General features: G+C 68.5%; 14 protein-coding genes and 1 pseudogene. All 15 read left to right on the top strand.

Annotated elements, in window-relative coordinates:
• Positions 1-197 precede the first annotated feature (197 nt).
• The 15 genes and pseudogenes from ffh to Rai3103_RS16170 all read left to right on the top strand — a co-directional run bounded on the left by ffh (position 198) and on the right by Rai3103_RS16170 (position 12,926).
• Positions 198-1,781, top strand: a complete 1,584-nt coding sequence (ffh, locus tag Rai3103_RS16240) for a signal recognition particle protein (RefSeq protein ID WP_153573439.1) — start codon at positions 198-200, stop codon at positions 1,779-1,781.
• A gap of 63 nt (positions 1,782-1,844) precedes the next feature.
• A pseudogene (locus Rai3103_RS16235) lies at positions 1,845-3,076 on the top strand (amidohydrolase family protein).
• A gap of 231 nt (positions 3,077-3,307) precedes the next feature.
• A complete protein-coding gene (rpsP, locus tag Rai3103_RS16230) occupies positions 3,308-3,760 on the top strand; it encodes a 30S ribosomal protein S16 (RefSeq protein WP_153573438.1) in 453 nt (150 codons plus the stop codon).
• Positions 3,761-3,762: 2 nt separating this feature from the next.
• The gene (locus Rai3103_RS16225; protein ID WP_153573437.1) at positions 3,763-4,020 is read left to right on the top strand and encodes an RNA-binding protein; all 258 of its coding nucleotides are present in this window, start codon (positions 3,763-3,765) and stop codon (positions 4,018-4,020) included.
• A gap of 85 nt (positions 4,021-4,105) precedes the next feature.
• Positions 4,106-4,684 carry a ribosome maturation factor RimM gene (gene rimM, locus Rai3103_RS16220; protein ID WP_153573436.1) on the top strand — a complete coding sequence of 193 codons (579 nt, stop codon included), beginning with the start codon at positions 4,106-4,108 and terminating at the stop codon, positions 4,682-4,684.
• Positions 4,677-5,429: a tRNA (guanosine(37)-N1)-methyltransferase TrmD gene (trmD, locus tag Rai3103_RS16215; protein ID WP_228489004.1), complete on the top strand. Its 753-nt coding sequence runs from the start codon at positions 4,677-4,679 to the stop codon at positions 5,427-5,429. The genes rimM and trmD overlap by 8 nt, the downstream gene beginning before the upstream one ends.
• Before the next feature lie 115 nt (positions 5,430-5,544).
• Positions 5,545-6,288 (top strand): succinate dehydrogenase cytochrome b subunit, encoded by a 744-nt coding sequence (locus tag Rai3103_RS16210; RefSeq protein ID WP_194793181.1) that lies wholly within the window; start codon positions 5,545-5,547, stop codon positions 6,286-6,288.
• A gap of 10 nt (positions 6,289-6,298) precedes the next feature.
• Positions 6,299-8,302, top strand: a complete 2,004-nt coding sequence (locus tag Rai3103_RS16205; protein ID WP_153573435.1) for a fumarate reductase/succinate dehydrogenase flavoprotein subunit — start codon at positions 6,299-6,301, stop codon at positions 8,300-8,302.
• The gene (locus Rai3103_RS16200) at positions 8,299-9,069 is read left to right on the top strand and encodes a succinate dehydrogenase/fumarate reductase iron-sulfur subunit (RefSeq protein ID WP_153573434.1); all 771 of its coding nucleotides are present in this window, start codon (positions 8,299-8,301) and stop codon (positions 9,067-9,069) included. The genes Rai3103_RS16205 and Rai3103_RS16200 overlap by 4 nt, the downstream gene beginning before the upstream one ends.
• An 88-nt stretch (positions 9,070-9,157) precedes the next feature.
• Positions 9,158-10,042, top strand: coding sequence for a carbon-nitrogen hydrolase family protein (locus Rai3103_RS16195; RefSeq protein ID WP_153573433.1), 885 nt, complete (start codon positions 9,158-9,160; stop codon positions 10,040-10,042).
• Between the two features lie 192 nt (positions 10,043-10,234).
• Positions 10,235-10,585, top strand: coding sequence for a 50S ribosomal protein L19 (gene rplS, locus Rai3103_RS16190; RefSeq protein ID WP_153573432.1), 351 nt, complete (start codon positions 10,235-10,237; stop codon positions 10,583-10,585).
• A gap of 81 nt (positions 10,586-10,666) precedes the next feature.
• Entirely contained in the window at positions 10,667-11,434 is a 768-nt protein-coding gene (gene lepB / locus Rai3103_RS16185) for a signal peptidase I (RefSeq protein ID WP_338420032.1), read from the top strand.
• Positions 11,434-12,081 (top strand): ribonuclease HII, encoded by a 648-nt coding sequence (locus Rai3103_RS16180; RefSeq protein WP_153573431.1) that lies wholly within the window; start codon positions 11,434-11,436, stop codon positions 12,079-12,081. Before lepB ends, Rai3103_RS16180 begins: the two co-directional genes overlap by 1 nt.
• A complete protein-coding gene (locus tag Rai3103_RS16175; RefSeq protein ID WP_153573430.1) occupies positions 12,078-12,386 on the top strand; it encodes a DUF2469 domain-containing protein in 309 nt (102 codons plus the stop codon). Before Rai3103_RS16180 ends, Rai3103_RS16175 begins: the two co-directional genes overlap by 4 nt.
• 135 nt (positions 12,387-12,521) lie before the next feature.
• The gene (locus Rai3103_RS16170) at positions 12,522-12,926 is read left to right on the top strand and encodes a YraN family protein (protein ID WP_153573429.1); all 405 of its coding nucleotides are present in this window, start codon (positions 12,522-12,524) and stop codon (positions 12,924-12,926) included.
• Positions 12,927-13,037 lie beyond the last annotated feature (111 nt).

The following is a 13,037-nucleotide window of genomic DNA, read 5'->3' as shown; positions in this document are numbered from 1 at the left end:
CGGCGGGCCCGCCGGAGCGGTCCAGCGGCCCGGGCGGTGGGGTCGGCACTCCCGAGTGGGTATTCTGGGGCGTCAGGTGCACCCGGAGGGACGTACGCCCCCCGACACCCGCCCGTCGTCCACCGCGGTCGCTGACCACGGCGGCCAGTGACCACCGCGGACCCCGACCACCGCGCTGACTGAACCCGAGGACCATCTTGTTCGACACCCTGCAGGACCGCCTCGCCGCGACCTTCAAGAACCTTCGTGGCAAGGGCCGGCTGACCGATGCCGACGTCGACGCGACCGCACGCGAGATCCGTATCGCGCTGCTGGAGGCCGACGTCAACCTCTCCGTGGTGAAGGAGTTCGTCAACGCGGTCAAGGTGAAGGCCCGCAATGCCGAGGTCTCCCAGGCGCTGAATCCCTCCCAGCAGATCGTCAAGATCGTCAACGAGGAGCTGACCGAGATCCTCGGCGGTCAGACCCGCAACGTCCGGTTCAGCAAGCAACCGCCGACCGTCATCATGCTGGCCGGCCTGCAGGGCGCCGGCAAGACGACGCTGGCAGGCAAGCTCGCCACCTGGCTGAAGCGTGAGGGCCACACGCCTCTCCTGGTCGCCGCCGACCTGCAGCGGCCGAACGCCGTCAAGCAGCTGCAGGTGGTCGGGGAGCGTGCCGGCGTGCACGTCTACGCGCCGCAGCCCGGCAACGGCATCGGGGACCCGGTCCAGGTGGCTCGCGACTCGATCACCGAGGCAGAGCGCAAGTTGTACGACGTGGTTGTCGTCGACACCGCCGGTCGCCTCGGCATCGACGCCGAGATGATGCAGCAGGCGGCCGACATCCGCGCTGCCGTGCAGCCCGACGAGGTGCTCTTCGTCGTCGACGCCATGATCGGCCAGGACGCCGTCAACACCGCCAACGCCTTCCAGGAGGGCGTCGGCTTCGACGGCGTGGTGCTGACGAAGCTGGACGGCGACGCCCGCGGTGGCGCGGCGCTGTCGATCCGCAAGGTCACCGGCAAGCCCATCATGTTCGCCTCGAACGGCGAAAAGCTGGAGGACTTCGACGTCTTCCATCCCGACCGGATGGCTTCGCGCATCCTTGGGATGGGCGACGTACTGACGCTGATCGAGCAGGCCGAGCGGACCTTCGACGCGGAGCAGTCCGCGAAGGCGGCCGCGAAGCTCGCCAGCTCGAAGGGCGGCAAGGAATTCGGTCTGCAGGACTTCCTCGAACAGATGAAGGCCGTCCGCAAGATGGGCCCGTTGTCCAAGGTGTTCGGGATGCTGCCCGGAATGGGCCAGCTCAAGGACCAGCTGGAGAACATCGACGAGAAGGAGATCGATCGCGTCGAGGCGATCATCCTGTCCATGACACCCTCCGAGCGTGCCGACGTGACGATCCTGAACGGCTCCCGCCGGTCCCGGATCGCGAAGGGGTCCGGGGTCACGGTCAGCGAGGTCAACAACCTGGTCAACCGCTTCGTCGAGGCGCGCAAGATGATGGCCTCGATGGCAGGCGGGGCGATGGGCGGTATGCCGGGCATGCCGGGTATGCCGGGCGCGCCCAGGCCCGGCAAGCAGCAGGCCAAGAAGCAGAAGAAGAAGGGCACGAAGGTCTCCGGCAACCCCGCCAAGCGCACCGCGGAACCGACCGCGGAGGTGGGCGAGGCACCGGCCGCGTCCCCCTTCGGTGCGGGTGCGCTGGACGGCGCGGACCTCGAGCGGACGATGAAGGACTTCCAGCTGTCCCCGGAGTTGCAGAAGATGCTCGGCCAGCAGCAGCGCCGGCCCTGACCTCTCGGTCCACCTGACAGCGCTCGGCCCGTCGGCCAGACTGGGGGTCGATCAGGAGGTGCCATGAACGACCCCACACAGGCCGTCCCCCACCAGGGCCATTCCCACTCCCACGGACCCCGGCCGCTCGTCCACTCGCACGACGGTGGCATCCCCCACATCCACAGCCACCCGCATGGTCGGATCCCCGCCCCCGACCTGAGCGGGCCCGCCCCCGACCTGCATGTCGCCGGCGTCCTGCTGCCCGGTGACGAACCGGTCGACCTGTGGATCAGCGGCGGGCGGTTCGTGGCCGGCCCCCTCCCCGGAGCCCAGACCGTGGCCCGCGATGTGTGGATCGTTCCTGGCCTGGTGGATGCGCACTGCCACGTCGGCCTGGATGCCCACGGGGCGGTTGCTCCGGAGGTCGCCGAGCACCAGGCGCTGACCGACCGTGAGGCGGGCACCCTGTTGATCCGGGACGCCGGCTCTCCGGCGGACACCCACTGGATCGACGACCGTGAGGATCTGCCGCGGATCATCCGCGCCGGCCGTCACATCGCCCGGCCCAAGCGCTACATCCGGAATTTCGCCCAGGAGGTCGATCCGGAGGACCTGCTGGGGGCCGTCGAACAGCAGGTGGCCGCGGGGACGGGTGGGTCAAGCTGGTGGGGGACTGGATCGAACGCACGGCCGGCGACCTGGCGCCGTTGTGGCCCGTCGAGGTCGCGGCGCAGGCCATCGCCAGGGCCCACCAGTTGGGCGCCCGCGTCACCGCCCACTGTTTCGGTGAGCAGTCCGCGGCAGACCTCGTCGCGAGTGGCATCGACGGGATCGAGCACGGCACCGGGCTGACGGACGAGGTGATCGCCCTGATGGCCGAGAACCAGGTCGCCCTGGTGCCCACGATGGTCAATCTGGAGACCTTTCCAGCCATCGCACAGGCAGGAGAGGGCAAGTTCCCGTTGTACGCGGCGCACATGCGTGACCTGCATGCGCGCCGCTTCGACACCCTCGGCAAGGCGAAGGAGGCGGGCGTCCCGATCTACGCGGGAACGGACGCTGGTGGCAGCCTGCCGCACGGCCTGATCGGTGAGGAGATCGAACTCCTCGCGAAGGTCGGCGGCCTCGAGTGGGCACTGGGAGCGGCCTCCTGGCGGGGCCGGGAATGGCTCGGCGTGCCGGGTGTCGAGCTCGGTGCGTCCGCGGACGTCGTTCTCTACGAGGGTGATCCACGTCGCGCCGCGAGGGCGTTGCGTCACCCGAGGGTCGTCATCCTGCGCGGGCGGGTGTACTCGGGGGAACGGGACGCCTGAAACGGGGCTGCACCCGTCGGACCGCGCGGGCCGGGCGTACGTCTCGAGGTCGATTTCCCCGGCGGGAGTGATCCATGCAAGAATGACCGTTGCATCTGTGTGCTCGGGTCCCTCTCATGCCGTGGCACACCGATCCACCCGGGTCGCGGAGCCGGTGTCCCCACGCCGATCCTCGTCCCATCCGACATCCCCGGGGCGTTCCGGGACATTCGTACAGGAGTATCAGCACACGTGGCTGTCAAGATTCGACTGAAGCGGCTCGGCAAGATCCGCACCCCGCACTACCGCGTCGTCATCATGGACTCGCGTTCCAAGCGTGACGGCCGCGCCATCGAGGAGATCGGGCAGTACCACCCGAAGAACGACCCCTCGATCATCGAGATCAACTCCGAGCGGGCCCAGTACTGGCTCGGCGTGGGTGCCCAGCCGACCGAGGCCGTCGTGGCGCTGCTGAAGCGCACCGGTGACTGGCAGCAGTTCACCGGCGACACCTCGATCCCCTCCGGTGTTGACCCGCAGCCGGAGCGCGCCGACAAGACCGCGATCTTCAACGCCCAGCTGGCTGACGCCAAGGGCGAGCCGATGGTCGAGGCCTTCTCCGCGAAGAAGGCAGAGGCCAAGGCGTCCGCCGAGGTCGCTCCCGAGTCCTCCGAGGACGAGGCCGCCGACAAGGCTGAGGCCTGATCGTGCTCGCCGAGGCCCTCGAACACCTGGTCCGGGGCATCGTGCCGCATCCGGAGGATGTCCACGTCAAGGACAAGAACCTCCGGCGCGGTCGTCTGCTCGAGGTGCACGTCCACCCCGAGGACATCGGCAAGGTGATCGGACGCCGGGGGCGTACGGCCACGGCGCTGCGCACCGTGATCGGCGCCCTTGCCGGACGTGAGTCCGTCCGTGTCGACTTCGCCGACATCGATCGCCCGCGCGGCAACGGCCGCCGCTGACGACGGTCCCGTACCCGCAGGACGTCATCGTGCCCCGCAGTCTCCGGCTGCGGGGCACGATCCTGCCCAGGTTGGAGAGGAATCCATGAGCGAGACCACCACCGTCGTGGTCGGCCGGATCGGCAAACCCCACGGCATCCGCGGCGAGGTGACCCTCGAGTTGCGTACGGATGAGCCGGAGCGCCGCTTCGCACCGGGCGAGCGACTCGTCGTCGAGGGCTCCGGTCGCTCGCTGACGGTGACCGGACACCACTGGCACCAAGGGCGGCTGCTGGTGAAATTCGAGGAGTTGGCGGACCGTACGGCGGCCGAGACCGCTCGTGGCTGGATACTCACCGCCCAGGTCGATGCCACGGCGTTGCCGGAGGAGGATGACTCCTACTATGACCGCCAGTTGATCGGCCTACGGGTACTGACGGCGGACGGTGCGGAGGCCGGCACGGTCGCCTTCGTGGTCCACCTGCCGGCCCAGGACGTCCTGGAGATCACCACTCCGGGCGGGACGCGCCTGGTTCCCTTCGTCTCGGCGCTGGTCCCCACGGTGGACCTCGCCGCGGGGACCGTCACGCTGGCCGACGTGCCGGGCTTGCTGGAGGACGTCGACGACTCCGAGGGTGCCGAGGATGTCGACGTGACCCCGGGGGAGGAGGCCGGCCGTGCATGAGCCCCCCGTGCAGGCCGTTCCGACCCAGCGGATCGACGTCGTCTCGATCTTCCCCGACTACTTCGCCCCGCTGCGATTGTCACTGGTCGGAAAGGCCGTCGCGTCCGGGCTGTTGGCTCTGGGTGTGCACGATCTGCGCGACTGGACCCATGACCGTCACCGCACCGTCGACGACACGCCGTACGGCGGGGGCGCCGGCATGGTGATGCGACCCGAGCCGTGGGGCGAGGCGTTCGACGCCCTGGTCGGACCGCAGGACCCGCCCCTTCTCGTCGTTCCGACCCCCTCGGGTGTTCCCTTCACCCAGGCACTGGCGCAGGAGTGGTCGCGGGAGCCACGGCTGCTCTTCGCCTGTGGGCGCTACGAAGGCATTGACGCACGGGTGATGGAGTACGCCCGGTCGATCATGCCCGTGCGCGAGGTGAGCCTGGGGGACTACGTCCTCAACGGCGGTGAGGTGGCGGTGCTGGCGATGGTCGAAGCCATCGTGCGGCTCATCCCCGGTGTGATCGGCAATCCCGACAGCCTCGTCGAGGAGTCGTACGCCGATGGCCAGGACGGCCTGCTCGAGTACCCGGTGTACACCAAGCCGGCCCGATGGCGGGGCCTGGAGGTGCCGCCGGTGCTGTTGTCCGGCGACCATGGCCGGGTCGACAGATGGCGCCGGGAGCAGTCGCTGGAGCGTACGCGGCGGCGGCGACCCGACCTGCTGCCGCCTTCCGAGCGTGATCCCCGCCACAGCTGAGATCCCCGCGCAGGGCACGGTAGGGCCCCGGTCACCTACTGGCAGGCCGAGAACATCGCCGAGCCGGTGCGTCACAGTTTGACCCTGGCTGGCATCCGGGACTGAGGGGTGCTCTATGGTATTGGCCGTGGCGACAGCAACTCTCACAACCAAGCAGCGAGCAGCACGCTCCACTGTGGTGTGGAAGGCAGTGATGGCAATCACGGGCCTCCTCATGGTGGCCTTCCTGCTCTTTCACATGTATGGCAACCTGAAGCTCTTCGCGGGCCAGGAAACCTATGACACCTATGCGCACCACCTGCGCATCATGTTCGAGCCGATCCTTGCCAACCGTGGCTTCCTGTGGATCGTCCGAGTCGTGATGCTGGCTGGTGTCGTGATGCACATCGTCTCGGCGATCGTGGTGTCCAAGAAGTCGATGACGGCGGTCGGGAGCGGCAAGCGCTACCAGACCGGCAAGAACCGGAGCGGCCTTCAGCGCACCTACGCCTCGCGCACCATGCGCTGGGGCGGCGTCATCATCTTCCTCTTCGTCGTGGCGCACCTGCTGCAGTTCACCGCATCCGGTCTTCGCACCGACGCGGTCATGCAGGCCTCCCCGTACGCCCGTGTCGTGTTCGCCTTCGAGCAGTGGTGGGTCTGGCTGGCCTACGTGATCGCCCTGACCGCGGTCCTGCTGCACCTGCGCCATGGCGTCTGGAGCGCCTTCACCACCCTGGGTCTCCACATCGGCCCGGCCGCCCGCCGTAACCTGGACGCCCTGTCCTGGATCGTCGGCGGTCTGCTGTGGGTTGGCTTCCTGGCTCCGGTCACGTGGATCCTGATCACGCAGCCGCCGGTTCCGACCATGGGTATCTGAGGAGGACGAGATGACTACCACCACTCCTGAGTCCCTCTGGCTCGAGGGCAACGACATCCATGACACCAAGGCGCCGCTCGACGTGCCCATCGACAAGATGTGGCAGCAGCGGCAGTTCAACGCCAAGCTGGTGAACGCGTCCAACCGGCGCAAGATGACCATCATCATGGTCGGCACGGGTCTGGCGGGTGGCGCCGGCGCCGCCTCGCTGGGCGAGATGGGCTACAACGTCCTGAACTTCTGCTACCAGGACAGCCCGCGGCGTGCGCACTCCATCGCGGCGCAGGGCGGCATCAACGCCGCCAAGAACTACCGCAACGACGGTGACTCCACCTACCGCCTCTTCTACGACACGGTGAAGGGCGGCGACTACCGCGCCCGCGAGACGAACTGTTACCGCCTCGCCCAGGTGTCGGCCAACATCATCGACCAGTGCGTCGCGCAGGGCGTGCCGTTCGCCCGTGAGTACGGCGGTCTGCTCGACAACCGCTCGTTCGGTGGCGTGCAGGTGTCGCGTACGTTCTACGCCCGTGGCCAGACCGGCCAGCAGCTGCTGATCGGCGCCTACCAGGCGCTGGAGCGGCAGGTCGCCGCCGGCACCGTCAAGATGTACGCCCGGCACGAGATGCAGGACGTGATCGTCGCCGACGGCCGCGCCCGCGGCATCGTCGTGCGCAACATGGTGACCGGCGCCATCGAGACCTACTACGCCGACGTCGTCATCCTGGCGACCGGTGGCTACGGCAACGTCTTCTTCCTGTCGACGAACGCCATGGGCTCCAACGTGACCGCCGCTTGGCGGGCGCACAAGCGCGGCGCCTACTTCGGCAACCCCTGCTACACCCAGATCCACCCGACCTGCATCCCGCAGCACGGTGACTACCAGTCGAAGCTGACGCTGATGTCGGAGTCGCTGCGTAACGACGGGCGCATCTGGGTGCCGAAGAGGGCCGAGGACTGCGAGAAGGATCCGCGCCAGATCCCCGAAGAGGATCGCGACTACTACCTGGAGCGCATCTACCCGGCCTTCGGCAACCTGGTCCCGCGTGACATCGCCTCGCGTCAGGCGAAGTACCGCTGTGACGAGGGTCGTGGCGTGGGTCCGGCGATCGAGGAGGTCGACCACCAGACCGGCGAGAAGGTCATCCGTCGCCGTGGCGTCTACCTCGACTTCAGCGAGGCCATCCAGCGGATGGGTCGCAAGGCCGTCGAGGCCAAGTACGGCAACCTGTTCGACATGTACGCGCAGATCACCGGCGAGAACCCGTACGAGACGCCGATGCGTATCTACCCCGCGGTGCACTACACCATGGGTGGCCTGTGGGTGGACTACGACCTGGAGACCTCGATCCCGGGCCTGTTCTGCTCCGGTGAGGCGAACTTCTCCGACCAGGGTGCCAACCGCCTCGGTGCTTCGGCGCTGATGCAGGGTCTGGCCGACGGCTACTTCGTGATGCCGACGACTATCCCGAACTACCTGGCAGCCGCCCCGTTCGAGAAGATCGACGACTCGCACCCGGCCGCCCAGGAGGCCATCGCCGCTGTCAAGGAGCGCACCGAGAAGCTGCTCTCCATCCAGGGCTCCCGCACGGTCGACAGCATCCACAAGGAGCTCGGCCGCATCATGTGGGAGTACTGCGGCATGGAGCGCACCGAGCAGGGCCTGATCACCGCCATCGGCCTGATCCGGGACCTCAAGGCCGACTTCTGGCAGAACGTGAAGGTCACCGGCGAGGGTGCCGGGCTGAACCAGGCGCTCGAGCGTGCCCTGCGCGTGGCCGACTTCATCGAACTCGGCGAGTTGATGTGCATCGACGCGCTGCAGCGTCGCGAGTCGTGTGGTGGCCACTTCCGTGCGGAGTCCCGCACCGAAGACGGCGAGGCCCTCCGTCACGATGACCAGTTCCTCTACGTCTCCGCGTGGGAGGCCGCGGGCCGCGATGGCAAGCCGATCCTGCACCGTGAGCCGCTGGTCTACAACAACATCGAGCTGAAGACACGGAGCTACAAGTGAACGTCACGTTGCGCGTATGGCGCCAGAGGGATGCCCAAACCAAGGGCAAGATGGTCGATTACAAGCTGCAGGACATCGACGAGCACATGTCCTTCCTGGAGATGCTCGACGTTCTCAACGAGCAGCTCACCGAGAGCGGCGACGAGCCGGTGGCGTTCGACTCCGACTGCCGTGAGGGCATCTGCGGCATGTGCGGCGTCGTGATCAACGGCATTCCGCACGGACGTGGCCAGACCACCTACCAGACCACCACCTGTCAGCTCCACATGCGGGAGTTCAAGGACGGCGACGTCATCGACGTGGAGCCGTGGCGGGCCACCGCCTTCCCGGTGATCAAGGACCTGGTGGTCGACCGGACCGCGTTCGACCGCATCATCCAGGCCGGCGGCTTCATCTCGGCCCCCACGGGGACCGCGCCCGAGGCCCACTCCACCCCGGTGCCCAAGGCTGATGCCGACCGTGCGTTCGACGCGGCCACCTGCATCGGCTGCGGCGCGTGCGTCGCCGCCTGCCCGAACGGCTCGGCGATGCTCTTCACCGCGGCGAAGATCACCCACCTGGGTTCCCTCCCGCAGGGCCAGCCCGAGCGGCGTTCGCGTGCGCTCGGCATGGTCGCCCAGCACGACGCGGAGGGCTTCGGCAACTGCACCAACATCGGTGAGTGCAGCGCTGCGTGCCCGAAGGGCATCCCGCTGCAGTTCATCTCCCGTCTCAACCGCGACCTGTGGGGCGCGCTGACGACGGTGGACGGCAAGCACCTCGGCTGACGTACCACCAGCCACCCACAGGCCCCCGCCCCGCATTGCGGAGCGGGGGTCTGTTGGTCCACCCGCCGGGCCGGTCTACCGTGGGCCCATGCGGATCGCTCTCGCCCAGGTGACCTCGGGCCCCGACCCCCAGGCCAACCTCGCCCTCGTCCGGGACTGGACCGGCCGGGCCGCCGCGGCGGGGGCCGACCTCGTCGTCTTCCCTGAGGCGACGATGAAGGCCTTCGGGCAGTCCCTTCGGGGGGTGGCCGAGCCGCTGGACGGTCCGTGGGCCCGGGAGGTCGCTGAGATCGCCGAGCGTGCCGACATCGTCGTGATGGTCGGGATGTTCACACCGGGGGAGCCCGAGCACGGCGAGGCGGGAGCGGCACGGTCCGCCGACCCGGGGCAGGGGCGGCCACGGATCCGTAACACCCTGCTGGTCACCGGGCGCGGCATCCACGACGGCTACGACAAGCTGCACCTGTTCGACGCCTTCGGCTTCCGGGAGTCCCGTACGGTGGCCCCGGGCGGGGATCCGTGCCTGGTCAGTGTGCCGGCGCGCGATGGCGGCGGAGCCCTCGTCGGGCTGTCCATCTGCTACGACGTCCGGTTCCCGGCGCTCTACACCGCGCTCGCCGCGGCGGGGGCGACCGTCCATGTGGTCCCGGCCTCGTGGCAGGACGGACCGGGCAAGTTGGAACAGTGGCGGCTCGCCTGCCGGGCCAGGGCCCTGGACACGACCAGTTGGGTGCTGGCGTGCGGCCAGGCGGTGCCGACGGGCCTGACGGCGGGCAGTCCTGCCGAGGCACCGACCGGAGTGGGACATTCGATGGTGGTGGACCCGTCCGGCTCGGTCGTGGCGGAGCTGGGCCCCGAGGCTGATCTGCTCGTCCTCGACATCGATCCGGACGCGGCATTCACGGCCCGCACCGCACTACCCGTGCTGGCCAACCGGGTCACGGACCTGCCCGCCGTGCGTCGACTGGCCTGACCGACCTCTCGGCCGCCCGGCAATCGCCGCTGCTGCCCTCCCCTCGGGATTTGAGCGGAGACACCGGCTGTGGCAGAATGCACAGCTGTTGCCCGTACGTTCACGACTCCTGCCACAGGGGGTTCGCTCGTGGCGTGGGGGAGTATCCATCCTGACTGCGAGGTGGCCTGTGGCACCGGCGAGGACATCATTATGAGCAAGCTGATTGCTGCGGTCGATGCCGCATCCCTCCGCGACGACGTGCCGGACTTCCGTCCCGGTGACTCCGTCAAGGTCCACGTGAAGGTCGTCGAGGGCAGCCGCTCCCGCGTCCAGGTCTTCGCCGGCGTCGTCATCGCCCGTGCGGGTGGCGGCCTCCAGGAGACCTTCACCGTACGCAAGGTGAGCTTCGGTGTGGGCGTGGAGCGTACGTTCCCCGTGCACAGCCCGATCATCGACAAGATCGAGGTCGACCGCCGCGGCGACGTTCGTCGTGCGAAGCTGTACTACCTGCGTGATCGTCGCGGCAAGGCCGCCAAGATCAAGGAGAAGCGCTTCAACTGACGCGCGACTTCGGTGTTGCCGATCCCGGGCGTACGATCGCGATGACCTCTCGTCTGCGCCCGGGAAAGGAACTCTGCCACCGTGGACAATTCCCGGGAATTCGCCCCTACTGCGGGTGAACGCATCTGGCGCGCCATCAAGGAAGCGCTCATCATCCTGGTGGGAGCCGTGGTGGTCTCCTCGGTGCTCCAGCACTTCGTCGGTCAGATGTTCATCATCCCGTCGGGTTCGATGGAACACACCCTCAACGTCGGTGATCGGGTGATCGCCCAGAAGATCTCACCGGTCAAGCGGGGCGACATCGTCGTCTTCCGGGATTCCGGTGGGTGGCTCGGCCCCAATCCCATGGTCCGGCGCAGCCCGATCGGCCAGGCGCTGGAATTTGTCGGCGTTCTCCCCGACACCTCGCAGAATTACCTGATCAAAAGGGTGATCGGCATGCCCGGCGACACGGTCGCCTGCTGCGACTCGGGTGGCAACATCACCGTCAACGGCTTCTCCCTCAATGAGAAGGCCTACCTCTTCCGCTCCGAATCGGGCGAACAGGTCGCCCCCTCCGACATCCGCTTCCGTGTCGTGGTGCCCGAGGGACGCATCTTCGTCATGGGCGACCACCGCAACGCCAGCGCCGACTCGCGATGCCATCTCGCTGATGTCGTGCCGGGGGAGCCGCAGGGTGCCGACGCTTTCGTGCCCCTCACCGACGTGGCAGGGGTGGGCTGGGCCATTTTCGCGCCCTTCAACCGCACCACCGTGCTCGCCAAGGCCGAGAGCCTCGCCCAGGCCCCCGCAGCAGCCGCCGCCGCTCCCCAGCGGGCGTCCATCGAGCCCGCCGGCGTCAGCTGCTGATGGCTCCCCCCGCCCCGGACACCCCGGACCTGTACGCCTACGAGCGAGCACTGACGGCTCGGGGTCTCGGCCCGGTCGCCGGGGCGGACGAGGCGGGCCGAGGCGCCTGTGCCGGCCCGCTGGTGGCGGCCGCCGTTGTCCTGGACGAGCGACCCGGGGCGGAGATCCCCGGCCTGCGCGACTCCAAGCTGATGACGCCCCTCCAGCGTGACGTCGCCTACGACCTGATCCGGGCGCAGGCCGTGTCGTGGGCGGTTGTGGAGATCCCGGCCGCCGAGTGCGACCGACGTGGGATCCAGCCCTCGAACCTGGAGGCGCTGCGCCGTGCCTTGCTGCGCCTCGACGTGGCGGCCCACTACTGCCTCACGGACGGCTTCGCCGTGGACGGTCTGGGCGTTCCTGGACTTGCGCTGTGGAAGGGGGACCGGGTCGCCGCCTGCGTCGCCGCCGCTTCCGTCCTCGCCAAGGTGACCAGGGACCGGATCATGGTGGCGATGGAGGACGAGCATCCGGGCTACGGGTTCGCGCAGCACAAGGGGTACTCGACCCGAGCCCACCAGGAGGCACTCGAGGCGCTCGGGCCCTGCCCACAGCACCGGATGCGCTATGACAACGTGATCCGCGCGGCTAGGCTGGCAGCGAGATGAGCACCGAGGACCTGGAACAGTACGAGAGCGACCTCGAACTGCAGTTGTACAAGGAGTACAAGGCAGTCGTGGAGATCTTCACCTATGCCGTGGAGACCGAGCGACGGTTCTACTTGTGCAATGCGGTGGACCTGAAGGTCCGGACCGAGGGCGGCGACGTCTACTACGAGGTCTCGATGGCGGATGCCTGGGTCTGGGACATGTACCGGCCCGCCCGATTCGTGAAGAGTGCGAAGGTGCTGACCTTCCGCGACGTCTCGATCGAGGAGATCGATCACTCCGACCTCAGCGTCCCGCGCCCCTGATCCCCGGCTGATCGGGGCTCGACGGGCACACCGCTGTCCACAGGACCTCGCGCCCGGGCTCGTTCGTCCACAGGTCCGCTGCGACGGTGCCATCGTCCCGACGTGCGTCCCAACCTCCCCGTGGAGGTGGGAAGCATGCAGCAGTGGAGCATCCAGGAGCAACGTACGCGTGATCGCCAGGCCTTGGCGGTCGCCGGGGAGGATCTGGCCGTCGCGACCCTCGAGGCCGCCGGGCTGATCGTCGTCGCCAGGAATTGGCGCTGCCGGGCAGGGGAGGTCGACGTCTTCGCCGTCGGCGTGGGGGCGGACGGAGCCGGGCCGGTCCTCGTCGCGTGCGAGGTGAAGACCCGGGTGGGCTATGACTTCGGCGACCCTCTGGAGGCCATCACGCCCCAGAAGATCACCCGGATGCGGGCCGTCACCACGGCCTTCCTCATGGAGCAGCCACGTGGCTACGCGCAGGTGAGATTCGATGCCATCGGCATCGTGATCACCGGTGACGAGCCGGCCTGCATCACGCACCTGGAGGGCGTCGCATGAGCCCGACGACCGGGGCGCGAGCGCTGCACGTCGTGGAGCCGGCGCGACCGCCCGCCACCGACCTTGCCCTCCCGCCGAGCAGAGGTCACTCTGCCCCGCGCACCGCCACGG

It is taken from the genome of Raineyella fluvialis (assembly GCF_009646095.1).
Taxonomy (GTDB): domain Bacteria; phylum Actinomycetota; class Actinomycetes; order Propionibacteriales; family Propionibacteriaceae; genus Raineyella; species Raineyella fluvialis.
Note: the sequence above shows the minus strand (reverse complement) of the source record. Positions and strands in the feature narration are given on the sequence as shown.

Bases quoted from the DNA above. Each gene is read 5' to 3' on its own strand.
- rimM (WP_153573436.1), top strand. From the start codon at position 4,106: ATGAGCGAGACCACCACCGTCGTGGTCGGCCGGATCGGCAAACCCCAC.
- Rai3103_RS16210 (WP_194793181.1), top strand. From the start codon at position 5,545: ATGGTATTGGCCGTGGCGACAGCAACTCTCACAACCAAGCAGCGAGCA.
- Rai3103_RS16205 (WP_153573435.1), top strand. From the start codon at position 6,299: ATGACTACCACCACTCCTGAGTCCCTCTGGCTCGAGGGCAACGACATC.
- Rai3103_RS16195 (WP_153573433.1), top strand. From the start codon at position 9,158: ATGCGGATCGCTCTCGCCCAGGTGACCTCGGGCCCCGACCCCCAGGCC.
- rplS (WP_153573432.1), top strand. From the start codon at position 10,235: ATGAGCAAGCTGATTGCTGCGGTCGATGCCGCATCCCTCCGCGACGAC.
- Rai3103_RS16180 (WP_153573431.1), top strand. From the start codon at position 11,434: ATGGCTCCCCCCGCCCCGGACACCCCGGACCTGTACGCCTACGAGCGA.
- Rai3103_RS16175 (WP_153573430.1), top strand. From the start codon at position 12,078: ATGAGCACCGAGGACCTGGAACAGTACGAGAGCGACCTCGAACTGCAG.
- Rai3103_RS16170 (WP_153573429.1), top strand. From the start codon at position 12,522: ATGCAGCAGTGGAGCATCCAGGAGCAACGTACGCGTGATCGCCAGGCC.